Here is a 19,435-nt window from a genome sequence, read left to right as displayed (position 1 = left end):
GTGAATATATATTATGAAAATATGGGGACGAATTTCGGATACAGGAAAGTATTCAATACCGCTACAACCAGTATTGTGGATTGACGGATCGAAAAAGGAAAATGAATTTCCTCAAGTAGCCGTTACATTAAAAATTGGTAGTATGTATACAGAACAATTTTCGTATGAATTGACCTACGATGTAAACGACATACTTATTATGAGAATTGAAGTGGAAAATAAAGGGGTAGAAATGATTTCGAGAGTTGTTGTAAGTCATATGATTCGAGATTACTTTGCTTATATTCCTAATTCTTTAAAAGTTGATAAGGGGATAAGTGAGTTTTTATTCCAGCTTGTAAGGTGGCGAATTGATGATTTGTTACCGAATGAAAAGGTGGAACTACGTTGTAAAATAAAAGCTAATAAAGATAAAGCTCTTAAACAAGCATTCTTTCAGGCTACATATACATTTCAAGATAAAGAGATATCATATGGTCCACTGCAAACAAATGAAGTTGTTGTGCGTCAATAATAAAAAGGAACCTGTACAAAAGGTTCCTTTTTTTAGTGAAGGTTGTGTTTTTTGAGTATTTTCTTTTGCTCCATTCCTTTTTTTCCTACATAGTTATTTTTGTAGCCAAAGTATAGAATAAATAAAAATGAAACAACATTAACAATAGCGTCAATTTGATCGTTTGTAATAAAGTGTATGCCGAAAGAGGTAAATAATAATTTTAATGATAATAGAAAACCAGCTAGTAACCGCATAGCATCTGATAGATTCTCTTTTTGTAGCATATAGATTACTCCTTTCTATAAAAGTTATATATTATATATATGAAATAGAGTAGAAAAGGTATACAAGCTTAAGCAGAAATGTACATTGGATATGTACATTTTTTATTTGGTAGAAAAACATTATTGATATAGAAACATATATTGGTATAAAAGGGGGAGAAGTATGAAACATAAAGGGAAAATTAGTGGATTATTACTTGGAAATACAGTGGCAGTTACAGAATGGATTGCACTTCAGGATGTAATTGCAAAACTGGATTCACGATCATTTTATACCGTCTTTATTATTTATATATTGCAAATGATACTAAGTTATTATTTTGGACATTGGTACGATAAAAGAGCGAACAAGCGTATGAATGAAGAAGTAGGAGGAATGGCAAGCAACGATTTTGTTGTTGATTTTTTTGGGAAAGTAGCCGCTTTATCTGAAAGAGCTTCCCGTAATATTACAGTTTACATTCTTTCTGTAAAAGAATGGGAAGGATTAAAAGACACGTTGCAAGAAAAAAAATTGGGAGTGTTAGTACAAAAATTAGAGAGTACCATTGTAAAGTCAATTCGGAAGGGAGATGTTGTTACAAAGTGGGATGAAAATAAGTATGTTATTGTAGCAATTGATAATGGTCATGAAACATCAACAATAACAAACAGATTAATGAAAAATATTGAAAGTGAAATAGAAGGTGATTTACTCAGTGTCACTCTTTTATTTGGAGCAGCTAGCTATCCAGTAGAAGGAAAAACGTTTGAAGAACTGTTGAGAAAGTCGCAAAATCAATTGTACCAGTATAGAAATTTGCAAGAAAATGAGTGAAGCTTTGATTTGAAGATATTTGATAGGAAGAAGTTTTATTTGTAACATTTTTTTGACTTTTATTACAAAAAAACGCTGCGTTTGTAATAAAAGTCTTTAAAAATATATGAAATAAGCATATAATTATGATGGTAGTGTCAATGCAATTTGCACAATGTGTTTTATTTTAAAAGTGTAGAGGAAAGCAAGCTCTACACTTTTCCTTTTTAGGAAATGAAAAGAATATTTGTAAGTTGTTGCGAGATATCGATTGTACTGTGTAAAATGAACAAAGAGATTATTTGATAGAAAGCTGGAAAGGGAATGATAGACGTGAGAGCGGAACGATCACCTTTTATCAGGTGAACTATTATAGTCTTATTAAGACTGAGGTGAAATTCTGTGGCCATTAAGGTAATACATAGTGTGAACAGATTTTAAAGAACACGAAGTACTATACTTAAAGATGGATATGGAACTGCTAAATACTTCAAAAAGAATAATGTAATATTAAGTAATAATTTGTACAAACAATATTAATGATCTTCGTAAAAAAGATGCGAGTGTATAGAACAATTACATATTTTATAACTTTTTTATATTACACGATGGTCGTTTATAAGTAGGAGGAAGAGATGTTGAAATATAGTAAATTAGCAATTATAACTGCATTATCAATGACTTTATTAGCCGGTTGTTTTGGACCGAAACCAGAAGAAGAATTATATGTAGCGTTTGAAAACGCTGCTAAACAAGAAAAAACAATGTTTGAAGATGCAAAAAAACTTGAGACTTTAGAGAAAGAAGGACAAGAATTATATAACCAGATTGTGCAAGAAGGAAAAGATAATAATCAAACTGTTAAAGAAAAACTGAATCAAGCAGCAAAGAATACAACTGAACGAGAAAAAGTACTTACAAAAGAAAAAGAGGCCTTAAATAAAGCGCAAGAAGAAGTGAAGTCAGCTGATAAGTATGTGAAGAAAATTGAAGATAATAAGTTGAAAGATCAAGCTGATAAAGTGAAAAGCATGTATGAGAAACGACACGATTCATTTAATAAAATGTATGACAGCTATAATAAATCTTTAAAACAAGAAAAAGAGTTATATACAATGTTACAAGATAAAGGTACTAAATTAAAAGATATTAGTGAAAAAGTAAAAGTAGTAAATCAATCTTATAAGGATATTGAGTCAGAAAAAGATAAATTTAATGAATTCACAAAGTCTTATAATACAGAAAAAGTAGCTTTTTATAAACAAGCAAATATTAAAATTAAAGAAGAGAAAAAATAAAACAGTTTGGCCTACACTTGGCCAAACTGTTTTATTTTTTTGTATAAGTACGACTATACCATGGAACCGGTTCACTTAATTTTTTTTCTTGTTTCAATGCTTCAGGCCCAATATAATCTTGAAGTGTTTTTTTTGCTACTGTTAAAGATAAGGTTGTTTTCGGATTTCGATAGGAGGATTCAAGATGACCAAGATGCGGTAGAATTCGAAAATCTTCTTTCGTAGGAGGGATGTGGAAAAAATAATCGCCTAAACGTATAAGGACATCAGATTGTTGTTGGCTAAAACGTGGGTTTCTAGAAAAATGTAATCCTTCTTTAATTGCTTTTTTTTCAGCAATCAAACGCTCTAAAGCTGTCTTTTTTAACCAGTATAAATATTTAGGATTAGTAGCTGCTTTAGCATGACGATTCACAACGAAAATAGATTGAGCTAGTCGATTAATAGAATGTTGGTTTTGTAATTGAGATTGTGGTTGTGAAGGTTTCATATTGAATCTCCTTTCAATTTTTCATTATTATAGCATAAATAAAATAGGTTTTTATTATATGCAAAAAGTGATTGTATATATTTTCAATATTAAAGCAATATTGTTACAAAAAACAACTATTTTGTATAATAGTAATAGAATATGTTTTTGAAATTTGATAATGAAAGAGTGAGAAGTTTGAAAGAAATATTAAAACAACAGTATGCCATTATAGATATTGGATCTAATACAATGCGTTTAGTTATTTATGAAAAGCAAAATGGAGGTTTTTATAAAGAGATTGAAAATACGAAAGTGGTTGCTAGGTTAAGGAATTACTTAATTGATGGTGTGTTGAATGAAGAGGGAATAGAAGTATTATTACAGACATTATTTCAATTTCAAGAAAGTACAAGGTTCCATCAGTTGCATCATGTACTTTGTGTTGCAACAGCAACAATTAGACAGTCTGAGAATCAAGAGGAAATTAAAAAGCTTATTGAAGGACAAACGGACTTTACTCTTAGAGTATTATCAGAATATGAGGAAGCGCGTTACGGATACTTGGCGGTTATGAATTCTACATCGTTTTCAGAAGGAATAACGGTAGATATTGGTGGGGGAAGTACGGAAGTTACATACTTTAGAAATAGAGAGATTTTAGAGTACCATAGTTTTCCTTTTGGGGCACTTTCTTTAAAGCAACAATTTATTAAAGGTGATATTCCTACTAAAGATGAGTTAGAGGGAATGCAACAGTATTTAGAATTTCAATTTCAAACGTTACCATGGTTCATCAATAAGAAATTGCCTCTTATTGCAATTGGTGGTAGTGCGAGGAACTTAGTAAAAATCCATCAAAATTTAATATGTTATCCTATAGCAGGATTACATTTATACAAGATGAAAGAAGAAGATATTGAAAATGTAAAAGATGAGTTGGAAAAATTGTCGTTCATAGAACTTCAGAAATTGGAAGGATTGGCAAAAGATCGAGCGGATACGATTATTCCAGCGGTTGAAGTATTTCATACACTTGTTAATGTTATAGAGGCACCGGCATTTGTATTAAGTAGAAAAGGATTAAGAGAAGGTGTTTTCTATGAAGAGTTGACAAAAGATTTGGGGATTTCATATTATCCGAACGTAGTTGAAGAAAGTTTGCATTTACTATCACATGAATACGAAATGGACATGGAATTTGTTATTCAACTTATTAAACATGGAAGACTAATTTGCAAACAACTTGAGGAAATAGGGCTTATTTCTATGTCAGTAAAAGACTGGGAAGTATTCCATCAAGCAGCGAAAGTATTTAATATAGGCAAATATATAGACGAAGAAGCGAGCCGTTTACATACGTTTTATTTATTGGCGAATAAGACAATTGATGGCATGATGCATAAAGATAGAGTGAGGTTAGCGCTTATTGCATCTTATAAATCAAAAATGCTATTTAAACAACATTTATCTCCATTTGAAGGTTGGTTTGATAAAAGTGAACAAAAAAAAATCCGTCTATTAGGAGCTGTTTTACAATTTTCAGCTGCTTTAAATGCAAGGCAACGATCGCTTGTTGAAACCATATCTATAACAGAAAGCAAAGAGGCATTAACGTTTAAAGTTTTATGTGAACAGTCTGCATTAGCAGAAAAAGTGCAAGCTGAAAAACAAAAAAAACAGTTAGAAAGAGTATTAAAAACGAATATTAACTTGTTATTTGAACTAAAACATTAGGTCGTACGGATGTCTTTACGAAAAATTTACACTTTGTAATATTGTAATTTGATAAAATAAAATTAACTAAATTATAGTAAAAAAGTTTCAAGGGGAAGTGTGAAGAGAATGGAATTATCGAAGGGGAATGCAGTAAATTTAAATGATACAGCTTATTACAATAATCGAGAGTTAAGCTGGCTAGCATTTAATGAACGTGTACTACAAGAAGCGCAAGATGGAAAAAATCCACTTTTGGAAAGATTGAAATTTATTAGTATTTTTAGTTCGAATTTAGATGAATTCTTTATGGTACGTGTAGCGGGATTAAAGGATCAAGTGAGTGCTGGATTTAATCAGCCAGAAAATAAAGCTGGCTTAACACCAAAAAAGCAACTAAATAAAATTGCGATAAAAGCCCATGAACTAATGACAGTACAATATGATACATTTAAAAATTATGTATTGCCAGCGCTTGAGTTAGAGGGAATTGAACGTTTAACATTCCATGATTTGACGAAAGAGCAGCGAGAATTTATAGAAGAGTATTTTGATGAGCAAATTTTTCCGGTGTTAACCCCTGTAGCTATTGATGCATATCGCCCATTTCCAATGTTATTAAATAAAAGTTTGAATTTAGCTACTCTTTTATATGATGAGAAGCAAGCGGAGGAAGAGAATCGGACGAAGCTAGGAATTGTACAAGTTCCTTCATTACTTGAGCGCTTCATATTTTTACCGAGCGAAGGGCAAAAGCATAAATTTATTTTATTAGAAGACGTAATTAGTAGCTTTACTCATAAATTATTTACGGGATATACAGTATCATCTGTTACTCGTTTCCGTATTACACGCAATGCAGATTTAACGATTCATGAAGAAGGTGCGAGAGATTTATTAAAGGTAATTGAAAAAGAATTAAAAAAACGTAAGTGGGGGGGGGCTGTACGTTTAGAAGTTGGGAAAGAACACATTGATGAAAGAGTATTAGCGTTATTATATGAGGTTCTGGAAGTAAAAGATGAAGATGTATATATAATGGATGGGCCATTAGATTTAACATGTTTGTTTTCTTTATATAAAAAACTAGCTCCTTTATATGAACATCTTGTATATCCGGCTCTTATTCCGCAACCGCCTCAAGATTTAGGTGATGAAGAAGATGTATTTGAAAAAGCAATTGAGCATGATATTTTATTACATCATCCTTTTGAATCATTTCAGCCGGTAGTTGATTTTGTCCGTGATGCGGCAGACGATCCAAATGTACTTGCGATTAAACAAACGTTATATCGAGTAAGTGGTGATTCACCAATTATTCAGGCGTTAAAGATAGCGGCTGAAAAGGGAAAACAAGTGACGGTATTAGTTGAATTAAAGGCAAGATTTGATGAAGAAAACAATGTTCATTGGGCTAAAGAATTGGAACAGGCAGGCTGTCATGTTATTTACGGTGTAAGTCACTTGAAAACACATAGTAAAATTACGTTAGTTGTAAGAAGAAAAAACGGAAAAATCGAAAGGTTCGTACATCTTGGAACTGGAAACTATAATGATGCAACAGCGAAGTTATATACTGATTTTGGATATATTACATCAAGAAAAGACTTTGGGGTTGATGCAACCAATTTCTTTAATTATTTAAGTGGTTATACAACAAAGCCACATTTTCATCATTTATCTGTTGCTCCATTTGATATAAGAGAACAATTTATGGATTTAATAGATGAAGAAATCCGTTATCATAGGCAATATGGAAATGGATATATTATCGCTAAGATGAATTCATTAACAGATAAACCATTAATTAAAAAAATGTACGAAGCATCACAAGCTGGAGTAAAGGTAGAGCTCATTGTTCGAGGAACATGTTGCCTACGACCTGGTATTCCAAATGTAAGTGAAAATATTCGTGTAGTTAGTGTTGTTGGAAGATATTTAGAACATAGCCGTATTTATTATTTCCATCATAATGGGGAGGAGAAAATATATTTATCTTCAGCTGATTGGATGACGCGAAATATGGAGAAGCGAGTGGAAATATCTTTCCCGATATTAGATATTGAAATGAAGGCACGAATTAAGGCGATTTTACAGCTTACATTAGCTGATAATGTGAAAACACGTGAACAAAATAAAGATGGTGATTACTATTATGTTATTAATGGTAGTACAGAAGAAATTGATAGCCAAGTGAAGTTGTTTAAGATGGCGTATCAAAATACAGATGCTGAATAATGAAAAAAGTAAAAACCTCTTATGTCTATAAGAGGTTTTTACTTTTTTCTACTCATATGCTCCCAAAATGGGAGGATGAGTAGAAACAATAGTTTTATTATAAGCGTGTAATAAGGTGGCTCGTTGAGAGAATAACATTTGAAATAATCGTTATTTTAACTTAGTAATAGTATGGTTGTTGACATGGTCCACCGTAACAAGGATAAGGTGCTGGCGGCGGGAAAGGTGGTGGATAAGGTGGGTAAAATGGTCGAGGGCCGAAAGCTAATGCTCCGCCGAGTAATCCACCAGCAATTCCAGCTAGAAAGGGAACGCCAAAAAACGGGAAGAAGCGTGAGTCGCCTACTGGACCAATAGGTGCTGAACGGACTAGGATTGGTTGATAATATGGATACATGAACATACCTCCTTTATTGGACTCACTTTCATCATATGGTAAATGAAACGTGGATGAGCGCGTACAAGAAAGGATATGCAAGAAAATAGGCGAATTATTACGAATGTTGGAGTGTAAAAAGTGTAATTTCAGGTTTTGACATAAAACGGAATGGAACACGCGTTCTTCCTAGGCCTCGATTAACATAGAGAGTTAAATCTTGAATTGTATAGAAGCCTTCAATATAGTCTTTGGCGAGTGATGGTGTAATAATAGCTCCTAAAAAAGGAATTTGTACTTGTCCGCCGTGGCTATGACCAGAAAGTTGCAAGTTGATTGGATATCTGGAAACTTGGGGCGCGATATCTGGTTCGTGAACAAGAACAATGTTATAAGTATTTTGTCGTGCATGCTCTAATGTTTTCTCTATTTTGGGTTTGCCTAGTAGTATATCATCGAGACCGAAAATAGAAATCTCACTATTATCCATTAGACGAATTCTTTTTTCATTATTTAGCAATAGTTCAAATCCAGATTCACGCATGATGTGCTCATAGTATTCAGTTCCATATCCACCGTGATCATGGTTACCATAAATAGCGAATTTACCGAAGGGGGCTTGTATATTTTTTAAAATGGATGCAACGAAAGGAGTGTCAGTATACGTTTGGTAATTATCAATGAGATCTCCAGTAAAAAGGACAATATCTGGATTTACAGCATTAATTTTAGAAACAACTTGAGATAAATGTTGAAGCGAGAAATAGTATCCAAGATGTAAATCGCTGAATTGAAGAATTTTCATACCATGAAAACTTTTTGGGATGAGTTGTGATTTTAATGTGTGCTGTGTAAAAGAAATGAAATGGGGTTCTATATATTTAGCATAGTAGTATCCAATGCCACTGGTTATAAATGAATAGAGACAAGTGCGCATACCAATTTTTAAAAAATTTCTTCTTGTAATGTGCTTCATAAAAATATGAGTATACCTCAATGTTTTTATTCCATTTATAGGCTACTCGAATCTCCTTTCAGTTTATTTAAAATATACTTTACATAATAAAAATTTAGTATAGATTACGAAAAAAAATGAATGAAAAGAAAATTCTTTACATTAAAATATCAGAAAAGTTTAAAAATATAAAGATTTCTATTAAATAAAGTGATAAAATGAATGTGTATTCATTTTTTGGAGGGGATGTATGTGAAAGAGAAGGTAGTTATTATAACAGGTGGATCGAGTGGAATGGGAAAAGGAATGGCGACTCGTTTTGCAAAAGAAGGGGCACGAGTTGTTATTACAGGACGTACAAAGGAAAAACTAGAGGAAACAAAGTTGGAAATTGAACAATTTCCGGGGCAAGTATTACCTGTACAAATGGATGTAAGAAATACGGATGACATTCAGAAAATGATTGAACAGATTGATGAGAAGTTTGGTCGAATTGATGTTTTAATAAATAATGCAGCTGGAAACTTTATTTGTCCAGCAGAAGATTTATCTGTGAATGGTTGGAATTCAGTCATTAATATTGTGTTAAACGGTACATTTTACTGTAGCCATGCTGTCGGAAAATATTGGATTGAAAAAGGTATAAAAGGGAATATCATTAACATGGTAGCAACATATGCATGGGATGCAGGTCCAGGAGTTATTCATTCGGCTGCAGCGAAGGCAGGGGTATTAGCGATGACGAAGACGCTCGCTGTTGAGTGGGGACGTAAATATGGAATACGAGTTAACGCTATCGCGCCAGGACCAATTGAACGTACGGGCGGTGCTGATAAATTATGGATTTCAGAAGAAATGGCTAAGCGTACGATACAAAGTGTTCCGCTTGGAAGGCTGGGTACGCCAGAAGAAATCGCTGGTCTAGCTTATTATTTATGCTCAGATGAAGCTGCGTACATAAATGGAACTTGCATGACAATGGATGGAGGACAACATTTACATCAATATCCATTTTAAAAGGGATAAAAAAATGAATGTTTGATTCATTTTTTTATGGTTAAATGTGACGGAATTGTGACATATGAAAGAAAAGTGTTTACAAGAGGTCATATATACGTTATATTTAAGACCTCTTTTTTCTTCATAGTAGAATTGCTAATTCCCCTTAGCATTTTACCCCTCTAATCCCTTCAGGAAAACTGAAGGGATTTTTTATTATTTTTCCGTAAATATCATGTTATAATTTTTGAAAAGTAAAGGGAGGGAAGCACGTTGATAGATGCATTAGATGTAATGAGTAACTTGGATAAAGTCCTTCCTTATTATCAAGCTATTTTTAGTGCTGATGAGCATACTGTAATTGGATATGAAGTAGTAGGACGTATTCAAACAGAAGAGGGCATACAAAGTTTAGCTTCTTTCTTTCACGATGATTCGATTCCAAGTGAATTTCAACTGGAAGCGGATAATATTATAGTAGAAAAAGCTTTAAATCGTTATTTAGAAAGCGATCAAAAATTATTATTATTTATACATCGGAATGCTAATGTATTAATGAATGATGATGATGAAAGCTTGCTTCAACTTTTATTGAGGTATGAAGAACAAGGTTTAAATTTAAAACAAATTGTTTTAGAGATTACAGAACATGAATGTAAAGAAGATATAGAGCAATTTAATCATTTGCTTATGTATTATCGTACATATGGTATTCAAATTTCGATTAATAAAGTCGGAACGGGCACAAGTAATTTAGAGCGTATTAGCGTGTTAGCACCTGATATTTTAAAAGTAGATTTAACGAATTTAAGGCAAACAGCACTTTTACAATCTTATCAAGATATTTTATATTCTTTATCATTACTTGCTAGAAGAATTGGTGCAACTTTGTTATATGAAGAAATAGATGCTTTTTATCAACTGCAATATGCTTGGAAGAACGGCGGAAGATATTATCAAGGTAATTATTTGAAAGAATGTTTACCTGATTTTATTGAAACGAATGTTTTGAAAGAGCGACTTGGTAATGAATGTCATCAGTTTATTCAGCATGAAAAGAAGAAGTTACAAAAAATTTATAATTTGACAGAGATGTTACGCGATCGCATTGGCGATGTTTTATCAAAACAAAAAAAGAATGAAGATATAAATGATTGGTTATTACAATTTAGTCAAAGTGTATCACAGTGTAGTTTTCGTATATTTATTTGTAATGAAGATGGTTTCCAACAATCAGGAAATGTTATGAAAAAAGATGGAGAATGGATTGTGATGCCGGATTATTATATGAAGAACTGGAGTTGGCGCCCGTATTTTCTCGAGAATATCATGAAAATGCGTTTTGAGAATAAGGCAAGGCTTTCAGATTTATATGCAGATATCGAAACGGGCGAAATGGTACGAACATTTTCTTTCCCAATAGATGATGACAACTTTTTATTTATAGATTTATCTTATGAATATTTATATGAAGAAGATGTTTTATTTTAATGCACGAAGAGATTCGTGCATTTTTTGTTTGTTTTTATCATAAATTGGTAATAGTGAAAATGGTGATGAAAATGCTGTCTATCGTTGTAAAGATTTTACGAACGAAATCTGTCCTTTCTTTGCATAATCATTGTTACAATGAATACTACAAAGACAAGTTCTTTTAAAAGGAAGGTGAAAAAATGAGGAAATATGGAATATGGCTTGTTCTATTTGTATGTGTTGCCTTTCTAGTTGGTTATAGTGTTACGACTGTTTTAGGGAAAGAGGAAGTGAAAGTTGATCGGAAAGAAGTATTTACAACGATACAAAAAGGCTATGAAACCCAGTTTTCAATTCGTGGGAAGCATTTGCCGATGAATAAGATGATAGAGACGTTATCACCGTATTTTACAGATAATTTCCTTCAAGTGTTTACAGATGAAAATAGCAGAAGTGATAAACAAAGTGGTGAATATTTACTTCCGGCAAAAGAAGCACCGTTTTCTTTTAATTCAGAAACGAAAATATCGTATGATGAAGAACATAAAAATTTATATGTATATGAGCGGACAAAAAGTGGACAATATCAAATTGTAACATTGAAAAGGGATCAAGATAAATGGAAGTTAGCAGGATATCATGAAAGTCAGGAACTCTTAACTGAAATAAAAAGGTTGCAACAATTATAAAGTGAAACTTTTAATCAGTGGGAGGGATTACTAGCCCATCTAACTCCTTTGCTTTAGCTAAATTTTTTGGGTTTTACTACCTACAAATAGCGGGATAAGAATAGGAATAGGTATTTACCTATTCCTATTCTATATTGAGTAGTTTTTGTAACTTTTCAATTTGAAAACCTGCAACTACTTCGCCATCAATTACGACTGTTGGAGTTGAATAAGAATCATAGTCGTTTAAAAGACGATTGCGAGCAGCAGCGTCTTTTTTTACGTCAAATTCTTCATATGCAACGTTATTATGCTTCAAAAATTCTTTAACAATAACACATGGCGGACAATCAGGTTGTGTATAAACCTCAATTTTTTTCATTGTAATTCCTCCTTTTTTCTGTTTTTTATTATATTCTTCCAGTATAAAAACCGCAATAAAGAAGGGGAAATATGTTCTTTCTGTTTTTTCCTTCGCATTTCGACAAATTTTTAGTTGAGTTTCTGGCCAATAACCTTTATCCTAGAGTGTGGAACATTTTTTCTGTTATGACGGATAGAATGAGTATAGCTGTAAAACCTATTGGTAGGAAGATCAGAGAAAGGAGAGATTTCATGTCTCTACTCCAAGGAATTTTAACTCGACTTGTTAGTCTACAAGAACAAGCTGAAAGCGGTGAAGTAGCACAACGCTATTTTGAAGTGAACGGTGAGCGCAAATGTAGCGTGAAATTTTTCGATAAAAGTGAAATGTATGAGTTAGAAGTGTATCAACAAGGTGAAAAACCTCAAGTGTACCAATTCGATAATATCGACATGGTTGCAATTGAGATTTACGATATCATTTCTTGATACATATAAAAAAGGTACTGCCATATGGCAGTACCTTTTTTAGTTCTATTACTTTCCAGCGTAATGTATAGAATTTTTTTATTTTTCCTACAATGGTATTAAAATGAAAATTTAATCTGTGTAAGTTTGCCTATCCATGTGGATAAGTAGTCCCGCCAACCGGATGAATATGTGAAGCTAAACTTCTCACAATTGCTGGGTTCTGCAAATAGTGGGAGAAATATAACTAGGAGGTTATCGTATGGAACATTTACCAGTTGTGATTTGTCCTAATTGTCAAAGCTCTGCTGAGATTACTCATGTATTAACGGCTCAATCTAATCAAAATGTAATTTATACGTGCCAAGTTTGTCACTTTGTAATTCGAAATATTGAAACGAATAAAGGATAGGAAGTTATAATTTTAGTTTTTGTCCCATACAATGAGAATACGAAAAGTCTGTCTAATTGAAAGGACGTGACTCTGTGGACGGTGCACATAAATTTTACAATGTTTCAGAGAGACATTTAAATTTTGATATGGTCTTTAGCCGTATTTGTAGTTTCATTGAAAAGGATCCACGAAATTTATATCGATTATCCATTGGGACAGACTCGCAAGCACATCAAAAGGATACGAGGTTTATTACAGCAATCCATATTCATCGTGTTGGAAAAGGTGGCTGGGGTTGTTTACACCATAGATCAGTAAAAGATAAGCCAGCAACCTTACGTGAGAAAATATATTTAGAAACGCAGTTTAGTCAAGAAATCGCATGTCTATTTACACCTACTCATATACAAACAATATGGGAGTTATTGCATCCTTATGCTCAAGATGGGGCTGGATTCATAATGGAAATTCATTTAGACATTGGGAATGATGGTTTAACAAAGGAATTTATTTTAGATATGACAGAAAAAATTCGAGCGATGGGATTAACTGCAAAAATTAAGCCGGATGCTTATGCGGCGTTTAGCTATGCAAATCGATATACGAAATGACTTTTTGTATGTTTACAATTGCTACATATCTTTTGGTAAAAACTGAATATTACATCTATTAAATAGGTTAAATTTTTTATATAATAAGAGTAACGATGCGATTGTAAGGAGAGGGGTATATGCAAAGGGAAGTTGTTTTAACGAAGGAAGAAGAAAGTTTACTACTAGATATTTTATTTCAGCAAAATTATGCAAGTGAAATTTTAGCTGTGGAACTTACAGATATTGAGAATGGTTTGAAACAGACGGATGTGATGCAATATAAAAAAATCACAAGGTTATTTTACAGATTAAAAAATAAAGGGTATTAAGCGCTACCGGAATGGTAGTCTTTTTTTTGTGCTGTATGCTAAAATAGCTGTGTGATTGTATTTTTATTGAAATAAATTTAGGACAAAATAATAATATGAAAACGCTGTCATAAAATGTGAATAGAGTTATGAACATAAGCAGGAAAAAGGGAAAATGGGGGATGTAATATGATTAGTATTCCGAAAGACGAATTTCAACAAATTCTTGTGAAGGATTTAATGATTTCATCGGAAAAAGTAGCTCATGTCCAAATTGGAAATGGTTTAGAACATGCTTTACTCGTTCTTGTGAAATCTGGATATTCGGCGATACCTGTCTTAGATCCAATGTATAAATTACATGGTTTGATTAGTACTGCCATGATATTAGATGGTATGTTAGGATTAGAGCGTATTGAGTTTGAAAGACTTGATGATATGAAAGTAGAGCAGGTGATGAAGGAAGATATACCTTTTCTTAGATTAGAAGATTCATTTGCAAAAGCTTTAGAAATGACAATTGATCATCCTTTTATTTGTGCTGTTAATGAAGAAGGCTATTTTGAGGGGATTTTAACACGTCGTGCTATTTTAAAATTGTTGAATAAGAAAGTAAGGCAACATAATCGATAACGTGAGAAAAGTGACTTCATAGAAACGAAGAAGTCACTTTTTTTCGTGCATATCACTTGTGTATGTATTATATTTAAAAAGACATAAAACATAAGGAAAGTTTGCGCTGGAAAATTGTATTTTCTGAATGAAAGCTTGTTGAAATAAGGTGTATGGAAGCTAAGGAAAGAGGGAGAAAGTTGCAAATTGATGATTTTCAAATGATGGTTGTGTTAGCTCAGGAATCAAATATGAGAAAAGCGGCGGAACGTTTATTTGTTTCCCAACCTGCGCTGAGTCAACGATTACAATCTATGGAGAAACAATGGGGAATGAAGTTTTTTATTCGCTCACAAAAAGGATTGACAATTACACCTGAAGGGGAAAAAGTTGCAAATTATGCCAAAGAAATGTTGCAAAAGGAAGAGGATATAAAAAGTGAGCTAGCTGTTTTTAGAACGGAAACGCATGGAACGTTAAAAATAGCTGTTGCATCAGTTATTGGTCAATATTGGCTTCCTCCTGTTTTGAAAAAGTTTGTGCATAAATATCCTTCTGTAAAGATATCGCTGTTTACTGGATGGAGTAGTGAAGTGCAAAAGCAGTTTTATGAAGGAGACGTTCATGTTGCTATACTGAGGGGAACACAAGAATATAAAGGTCAAAAGCAAAAATTATTTGAAGATGAACTGTATTTAGTTGATAAAGAAATAAAAGATATTTCGATGCTAAAAGAAACAAATAGGCCGTTCATTCAATTTAAAAGTGACTCGACTTATTATGGACAAATACAAAATTGGTGGTATGGTTTATTTTCTAATCCGCCTAAGCGAACGATTGTAGTTGACCAAATTGAAACATGCAAACAACTTGTTTTAAATGGTATAGGTTATGCCCTTTTACCTTCTACTGTTTTAAAGGAAGTACAGGAAAATATGTATAAAACACCTGTTCAATTGACGAGAGAAACATGGTTGTTAACAAGTGACTCAGCAAGGCAGTTGAAGCAAGTACAAGCATTTTTAGAAATTATAGAAGAAATTCAAAGGGAAAAATAAGATTATTATCTTGCTACTCGCTCTTTCGTTTGGTAGAGTAACATTATAAATGGATTTAGGAGGCAACAAGAATGAAAATGATGGACGCTAACGAAATTATTTCGTTTATTCAAAAAAGTGAAAAGAAAACTCCTGTAAAGGTATACATAAAAGGGGATTTAAAAGAAGTAACATTCCCTGAAACAGTACAAGCATTTGTGAATAAAAAATCAGGTGTATTATTCGGAGAATGGTCTGAAATTAAGACAATTCTTGATGAGAATAATAAGCACATCGTTGACTACGTTGTAGAAAACGATCGTCGTAATTCTGCAATCCCAATGCTTGATTTAAAAGGTATTAAAGCTCGCATCGAGCCCGGTGCTATTATTCGTGACCATGTTGAAATTGGTGACAACGCTGTAATTATGATGAATGCAACAATTAACATTGGTGCTGTAATTGGTGAAGGTTCTATGATCGACATGAACGCAGTACTTGGTGGACGTGCAACAGTCGGTAAAAACTGTCACGTAGGTGCAGGTGCTGTACTTGCAGGTGTTATTGAGCCACCTTCTGCAAAACCAGTTATCGTTGAAGATGATGTAGTAATCGGTGCAAACGTAGTTGTTTTAGAGGGTGTTACAGTAGGTAAAGGTGCAGTTGTAGCAGCGGGAGCTGTTGTAACAGAAGATGTGCCTCCATACACAGTTGTTGCAGGTACTCCAGCACGTGTAATTAAAGAAATTGATGAGAAGACAAAAGCAAAAACAGAAATTAAACAAGAGCTTCGTCAATTAAACCCAGAGAAATAAAAAGAAAAAAAAGCGTAAGAGCGTAAATGGGCTCTTACGCTTTTTATAGATAGAGGTGCAAAAATGACAGTAAGCAAATTTGTCCAAATTCGTAGAGATCTACATAGAATTCCAGAAATCGGATTTAAGGAATGGAAAACACAACAGTATATTTTAGATTATATAGGAACGCTTTCTCATGAATTTGTGGAAGTGAAGACATGGAAAACGGGTGTAATCGTTAAAGTAAATGGAAAAAATCCAGAAAAAATAATAGGTTATCGTGCAGATATAGACGGTTTACCAATTACAGAGGAAACTGGATATGAGTTTGCTTCTATTCATGAAGGAATGATGCATGCATGTGGCCATGATGTACATACAACAATCGGTTTAGGCCTTCTAACGAAAGCTGTGAGCGAAAGAATAGATGATGACCTTGTATTTCTATTCCAGCCAGCAGAAGAAGGACCAGGCGGTGCTCTTCCTATGTTAGAAAGTGAAGAGTTAAAAGAATGGAAACCAAATATAATTCTTGGTCTTCATATTGCACCAGAATACGCTGTAGGGACAATTGCAACGAAAGAAGGACTGTTATTTGCCAATACTTCAGAATTATATATCGATTTAAAAGGGAAAGGTGGCCATGCTGCCTATCCGCATACTGCAAATGATATGATTGTTGCAGCGAGTCATCTTGTTACACAGCTTCAATCCGTTATTAGTCGCAATGTAAATCCTCTTGATAGTGCAGTAATTACAATCGGAAAAATTACAGGTGGTACGGTTCAAAATATTATTGCAGAAAAATCTCGTTTAGAAGGAACGATTCGAACATTATCAGTAGAATCAATGAAGCGTGTGAAAAGCAGAATTGAGGCAATTGTTGCAGGTATCGAAGCTTCTTTCCAGTGTGAGGCGATTATAGATTACGGAGCAATGTATCATCAAGTATATAACCATGAAGAGTTAACGAGAGAGTTTATGCAATTTGTACATAAACAAACAGATATGAATGTTATTACATGTACTGAGGCAATGACAGGTGAAGATTTTGGTTATATGCTTCGAGAAATCCCTGGATTTATGTTTTGGCTTGGAGTAAATTCAGAATATGGTTTACATCATGCGAAATTAAAGCCAGACGAAGAAGTGATTGAAAAGGCAATTACATTTTTAAGCCAATATGTAAAGTGGAAAGGGAATAGAAAATAAAACTTCCGCTTTCTTGAAGTTTCCAAAAAAAATTTTGTTCTGAGGTGTAAGTAACGCTCGTATAGATTGATTTTAGGCGTTTATATACAAATGAAAGAATAAAGTTAATTGGACTGTTTTAATAATGAGCAGGGGGTTTTTAGCCACTGCTCATTATTAATTATTTGACTAACTTATATATGTTTACTTTTAGTATGAAAAGTGTGTAAAATCAATGTGAAACATAGAAAAAAGGGTGGGGAATTACGTGCAAATTAGCAGTGCGATTTTATGTTTCGTCTTATATGCGTATGTTATTATTGCGGCGGTTTATTTTGGGATAAGTTTTTATGCCTATCGTCTAGTAGATAATAATGAATATGACGAAACATACAAATGGGTGAAGAGATATTTATCACCTGTACTAGAAATTATGAATGGGTTTGTGCTCTTTTTATTTATTGGATTAATTGCTTTCTCAACGAGTTTAGTAGGGAATAAAACTACGTTATTTGTATTGGGTATCATTATTTTTATGCTGTTAGGAATAAGGATTGGTAATACGGTCTTTTGGAATGAAAGAAAAGTAGATGGTTGGACGGGAATGTTAATTCCGTGTATGTTAGCTGCAATCGTGACAAATATAGAACATGAATATTATCAATTACATTTTTGGCTCATTATCGTTTTAACAATTCTTTCTGTTTTGTATATAAGCACAGTAGTACTAACATATATTGCACATGAAAAAGGAGATGTTAAAGGCACTCGTTTCTTTAGAGGACGGGCATTATTTTGGAGTGTGCCGACGATGGCAGTTATCGCGCTTATTGCGATATTAGTAAATGGATATCAATTTTCTAATTGGCAACTATTTTTAGAAAATTGGTGGATCTTTATCTTTTCGTTTATTGCTTTTTTAGGTGCAACGCATTATTTATTTCATCAACATCATTACATATGGGCGTTGTTATTTGCATTCATACAGCTGCTATTTGCCTTTTTTGGTCAAGAAACATTATTATTCGTTTTTGAAACATTTAGTTCGTTTGGAAATATATTTGTATTTGCTATGTTACTTGTTGGTATCGCTTTTTACTTGCAACAATATTTTTATATACAAAAACAAAAATAAGAGCTAATTACAGTTTTTGTGACGCATATAAAGTGTGTTACACTGAAAATAAATAGTACTTGAAGTTATTGGAGGAATTCCTGTGGGTGAGAAAGAAAAAGAGTTTGCTGTCATTGGACTTGGTCGCTTTGGTGGAAGTATTTGCCGAGAACTAGCTCAATTAGGTATGGAAGTAATGGCAATCGATTCAGATGAGGATAAAATTAATGAATTTGCAAATATAGCTTCGCATGCTGTAATTGCAGATTCAACAGATGAGATGGTATTAAAAAGCCTTGGTATTCGAAATTTTGATCACGTAGTCGTTGCTATTGGAGATAATTTAAATTCAAGTATTTTAACTACTTTGATTTTGAAAGAATTGGGTGTAAAAAATATTACTGTAAAAGCTCAAAATGATTATCATGAAAAAGTGTTAAGTAAAATAGGTGCAGATCATATTGTGCATCCAGAACGTGATATGGGAAAAAGGATTGCTAATAATATTGCATCAAGCAATGTGTTAGACTACCTTGAGCTTTCAGATGAGCATAGTATTGTAGAGATTATTGCGAATAAAAAAATTGATGGGCACTCTTTAATTGAATTAGATATTCGTGCGAAGTTTGGATTGAATATTGTAGCAATTAAACGAGGTAAAGAAGTTATCGTATCCCCTCGGGCTACGGAGAATATTCAAGCAGGAGATATATTAATTGTCATTGGTCATGACGATGAAGTGGATCGATTTAAACACTTTTTAAGATAAGAGAAAAGAAAAGGACAATGC

General features: G+C 33.0%; 23 protein-coding genes. 18 read left to right on the top strand and 5 right to left on the bottom strand.

The window, feature by feature from the left end; genetic code table 11:
- Nucleotides 1-13 precede the first annotated feature (13 nt).
- Complete coding sequence (locus tag DOS87_RS22225) at nucleotides 14-514, top strand: hypothetical protein (protein ID WP_000708116.1); 501 nt, start codon at nucleotides 14-16, stop codon at nucleotides 512-514.
- A gap of 32 nt (nucleotides 515-546) precedes the next feature.
- Here DOS87_RS22225 and DOS87_RS22220 read toward each other — a convergent pair whose 3' ends face one another.
- Nucleotides 547-780 (bottom strand): SPP1 phage holin family protein, encoded by a 234-nt coding sequence (locus DOS87_RS22220; protein WP_000939448.1) that lies wholly within the window; start codon nucleotides 778-780, stop codon nucleotides 547-549.
- A gap of 163 nt (nucleotides 781-943) precedes the next feature.
- On the opposite strand from DOS87_RS22220, the gene DOS87_RS22215 reads away from it, so the two are divergent.
- The gene (locus tag DOS87_RS22215) at nucleotides 944-1,597 is read left to right on the top strand and encodes a diguanylate cyclase domain-containing protein (protein ID WP_000680815.1); all 654 of its coding nucleotides are present in this window, start codon (nucleotides 944-946) and stop codon (nucleotides 1,595-1,597) included.
- Between the two features lie 614 nt (nucleotides 1,598-2,211).
- On the top strand, nucleotides 2,212-2,874 hold the full coding sequence (locus tag DOS87_RS22210) for a YkyA family protein (protein ID WP_000922470.1): 663 nt from the start codon (nucleotides 2,212-2,214) through the stop codon (nucleotides 2,872-2,874).
- Between the two features lie 31 nt (nucleotides 2,875-2,905).
- Here the strand turns inward: DOS87_RS22210 and DOS87_RS22205 are convergent, their stop codons facing one another.
- On the bottom strand, nucleotides 2,906-3,364 hold the full coding sequence (locus DOS87_RS22205; RefSeq protein WP_000804864.1) for a YkyB family protein: 459 nt from the start codon (nucleotides 3,362-3,364) through the stop codon (nucleotides 2,906-2,908).
- A 141-nt stretch (nucleotides 3,365-3,505) separates the two neighbouring features.
- Here DOS87_RS22205 and DOS87_RS22200 point away from each other — a divergent pair, with 141 nt between their 5' ends.
- Together DOS87_RS22200 and DOS87_RS22195 are read left to right on the top strand one after the other, a co-directional pair.
- On the top strand, nucleotides 3,506-5,080 hold the full coding sequence (locus DOS87_RS22200) for a Ppx/GppA family phosphatase (protein ID WP_052658738.1): 1,575 nt from the start codon (nucleotides 3,506-3,508) through the stop codon (nucleotides 5,078-5,080).
- Nucleotides 5,081-5,188: 108 nt separating this feature from the next.
- Nucleotides 5,189-7,297, top strand: a complete 2,109-nt coding sequence (locus DOS87_RS22195; RefSeq protein WP_000423553.1) for a polyphosphate kinase — start codon at nucleotides 5,189-5,191, stop codon at nucleotides 7,295-7,297.
- A 160-nt stretch (nucleotides 7,298-7,457) separates the two neighbouring features.
- Here DOS87_RS22195 and DOS87_RS22190 read toward each other — a convergent pair whose 3' ends face one another.
- Both DOS87_RS22190 and DOS87_RS22185 read right to left on the bottom strand, forming a co-directional pair.
- The gene (locus DOS87_RS22190) at nucleotides 7,458-7,694 is read right to left on the bottom strand and encodes a hypothetical protein (RefSeq protein WP_000283734.1); all 237 of its coding nucleotides are present in this window, start codon (nucleotides 7,692-7,694) and stop codon (nucleotides 7,458-7,460) included.
- 97 nt (nucleotides 7,695-7,791) lie between these two features.
- Nucleotides 7,792-8,649, bottom strand: coding sequence for a metallophosphoesterase (locus tag DOS87_RS22185; RefSeq protein WP_002082238.1), 858 nt, complete (start codon nucleotides 8,647-8,649; stop codon nucleotides 7,792-7,794).
- A gap of 231 nt (nucleotides 8,650-8,880) precedes the next feature.
- Between DOS87_RS22185 and fadH the strand changes: the two genes are divergently transcribed.
- The 3 genes from fadH to DOS87_RS22170 all read left to right on the top strand — a co-directional run bounded on the left by fadH (nucleotide 8,881) and on the right by DOS87_RS22170 (nucleotide 11,789).
- Entirely contained in the window at nucleotides 8,881-9,645 is a 765-nt protein-coding gene (gene fadH, locus DOS87_RS22180; protein WP_000660913.1) for a 2,4-dienoyl-CoA reductase, read from the top strand.
- Nucleotides 9,646-9,900: 255 nt separating this feature from the next.
- The gene (locus tag DOS87_RS22175) at nucleotides 9,901-11,118 is read left to right on the top strand and encodes an EAL domain-containing protein (protein ID WP_000564306.1); all 1,218 of its coding nucleotides are present in this window, start codon (nucleotides 9,901-9,903) and stop codon (nucleotides 11,116-11,118) included.
- 182 nt (nucleotides 11,119-11,300) lie between these two features.
- Nucleotides 11,301-11,789, top strand: a complete 489-nt coding sequence (locus DOS87_RS22170; RefSeq protein WP_001233816.1) for a DUF3993 domain-containing protein — start codon at nucleotides 11,301-11,303, stop codon at nucleotides 11,787-11,789.
- A 124-nt stretch (nucleotides 11,790-11,913) separates the two neighbouring features.
- Here DOS87_RS22170 and DOS87_RS22165 read toward each other — a convergent pair whose 3' ends face one another.
- Entirely contained in the window at nucleotides 11,914-12,150 is a 237-nt protein-coding gene (locus DOS87_RS22165; RefSeq protein WP_000717872.1) for a glutaredoxin family protein, read from the bottom strand.
- Nucleotides 12,151-12,383: 233 nt separating this feature from the next.
- On the opposite strand from DOS87_RS22165, the gene DOS87_RS22160 reads away from it, so the two are divergent.
- From DOS87_RS22160 to DOS87_RS22115, 10 genes are all read left to right on the top strand, one after another.
- Nucleotides 12,384-12,620, top strand: coding sequence for a YkuJ family protein (locus tag DOS87_RS22160; RefSeq protein WP_000055151.1), 237 nt, complete (start codon nucleotides 12,384-12,386; stop codon nucleotides 12,618-12,620).
- Nucleotides 12,621-12,861: 241 nt separating this feature from the next.
- Nucleotides 12,862-13,011 (top strand): hypothetical protein, encoded by a 150-nt coding sequence (locus DOS87_RS22155; RefSeq protein ID WP_000400650.1) that lies wholly within the window; start codon nucleotides 12,862-12,864, stop codon nucleotides 13,009-13,011.
- Nucleotides 13,012-13,085: 74 nt separating this feature from the next.
- Nucleotides 13,086-13,604, top strand: a complete 519-nt coding sequence (locus tag DOS87_RS22150) for a ribonuclease H-like YkuK family protein (RefSeq protein WP_098578377.1) — start codon at nucleotides 13,086-13,088, stop codon at nucleotides 13,602-13,604.
- 119 nt (nucleotides 13,605-13,723) lie between these two features.
- Entirely contained in the window at nucleotides 13,724-13,915 is a 192-nt protein-coding gene (abbA, locus tag DOS87_RS22145) for an antirepressor AbbA (protein WP_001188692.1), read from the top strand.
- Nucleotides 13,916-14,083: 168 nt separating this feature from the next.
- The gene (gene cbpB, locus DOS87_RS22140) at nucleotides 14,084-14,527 is read left to right on the top strand and encodes a cyclic-di-AMP-binding protein CbpB (protein WP_098578376.1); all 444 of its coding nucleotides are present in this window, start codon (nucleotides 14,084-14,086) and stop codon (nucleotides 14,525-14,527) included.
- Nucleotides 14,528-14,679: 152 nt separating this feature from the next.
- A complete protein-coding gene (locus DOS87_RS22135; RefSeq protein ID WP_003261853.1) occupies nucleotides 14,680-15,564 on the top strand; it encodes a transcriptional regulator CcpC in 885 nt (294 codons plus the stop codon).
- A 71-nt stretch (nucleotides 15,565-15,635) separates the two neighbouring features.
- Entirely contained in the window at nucleotides 15,636-16,358 is a 723-nt protein-coding gene (gene dapD / locus DOS87_RS22130; protein ID WP_000783241.1) for a 2,3,4,5-tetrahydropyridine-2,6-dicarboxylate N-acetyltransferase, read from the top strand.
- 63 nt (nucleotides 16,359-16,421) lie between these two features.
- Nucleotides 16,422-17,552, top strand: a complete 1,131-nt coding sequence (locus DOS87_RS22125) for an N-acetyldiaminopimelate deacetylase (protein ID WP_000218671.1) — start codon at nucleotides 16,422-16,424, stop codon at nucleotides 17,550-17,552.
- Between the two features lie 247 nt (nucleotides 17,553-17,799).
- Nucleotides 17,800-18,666: a hypothetical protein gene (locus DOS87_RS22120; RefSeq protein WP_001167320.1), complete on the top strand. Its 867-nt coding sequence runs from the start codon at nucleotides 17,800-17,802 to the stop codon at nucleotides 18,664-18,666.
- 82 nt (nucleotides 18,667-18,748) lie between these two features.
- On the top strand, nucleotides 18,749-19,414 hold the full coding sequence (locus tag DOS87_RS22115; protein WP_000504032.1) for a potassium channel family protein: 666 nt from the start codon (nucleotides 18,749-18,751) through the stop codon (nucleotides 19,412-19,414).
- The last annotated feature ends 21 nt before the right edge of the window (nucleotides 19,415-19,435 follow it).

The sequence above is a fragment of the Bacillus sp. CR71 genome (assembly GCF_003429245.1).
Taxonomy (GTDB): Bacteria; Bacillota; Bacilli; order Bacillales; family Bacillaceae_G; genus Bacillus_A; species Bacillus_A thuringiensis_S.
The sequence above is the reverse complement of the archived record's forward strand: the minus strand, read 5'-3'. Positions and strand labels throughout refer to the sequence as shown.

Coding starts and splice junctions, on each gene's coding strand:
- abbA (WP_001188692.1), top strand. CDS start 13,724: ATGCAAAGGGAAGTTGTTTTAACGAAGGAAGAAGAAAGTTTACTACTA.
- DOS87_RS22215 (WP_000680815.1), top strand. CDS start 944: ATGAAACATAAAGGGAAAATTAGTGGATTATTACTTGGAAATACAGTG.
- DOS87_RS22210 (WP_000922470.1), top strand. CDS start 2,212: ATGTTGAAATATAGTAAATTAGCAATTATAACTGCATTATCAATGACT.
- DOS87_RS22165 (WP_000717872.1), bottom strand. CDS start 12,150: ATGAAAAAAATTGAGGTTTATACACAACCTGATTGTCCGCCATGTGTT.
- DOS87_RS22160 (WP_000055151.1), top strand. CDS start 12,384: ATGTCTCTACTCCAAGGAATTTTAACTCGACTTGTTAGTCTACAAGAA.
- DOS87_RS22200 (WP_052658738.1), top strand. CDS start 3,506: ATGTTTTTGAAATTTGATAATGAAAGAGTGAGAAGTTTGAAAGAAATA.
- DOS87_RS22195 (WP_000423553.1), top strand. CDS start 5,189: ATGGAATTATCGAAGGGGAATGCAGTAAATTTAAATGATACAGCTTAT.
- cbpB (WP_098578376.1), top strand. CDS start 14,084: ATGATTAGTATTCCGAAAGACGAATTTCAACAAATTCTTGTGAAGGAT.
- DOS87_RS22220 (WP_000939448.1), bottom strand. CDS start 780: ATGCTACAAAAAGAGAATCTATCAGATGCTATGCGGTTACTAGCTGGT.
- DOS87_RS22170 (WP_001233816.1), top strand. CDS start 11,301: ATGAGGAAATATGGAATATGGCTTGTTCTATTTGTATGTGTTGCCTTT.
- DOS87_RS22155 (WP_000400650.1), top strand. CDS start 12,862: ATGGAACATTTACCAGTTGTGATTTGTCCTAATTGTCAAAGCTCTGCT.
- dapD (WP_000783241.1), top strand. CDS start 15,636: ATGAAAATGATGGACGCTAACGAAATTATTTCGTTTATTCAAAAAAGT.
- DOS87_RS22185 (WP_002082238.1), bottom strand. CDS start 8,649: ATGAAGCACATTACAAGAAGAAATTTTTTAAAAATTGGTATGCGCACT.
- DOS87_RS22225 (WP_000708116.1), top strand. CDS start 14: ATGAAAATATGGGGACGAATTTCGGATACAGGAAAGTATTCAATACCG.
- DOS87_RS22190 (WP_000283734.1), bottom strand. CDS start 7,694: ATGTATCCATATTATCAACCAATCCTAGTCCGTTCAGCACCTATTGGT.
- DOS87_RS22205 (WP_000804864.1), bottom strand. CDS start 3,364: ATGAAACCTTCACAACCACAATCTCAATTACAAAACCAACATTCTATT.
- DOS87_RS22125 (WP_000218671.1), top strand. CDS start 16,422: ATGACAGTAAGCAAATTTGTCCAAATTCGTAGAGATCTACATAGAATT.
- DOS87_RS22135 (WP_003261853.1), top strand. CDS start 14,680: ATGGAAGCTAAGGAAAGAGGGAGAAAGTTGCAAATTGATGATTTTCAA.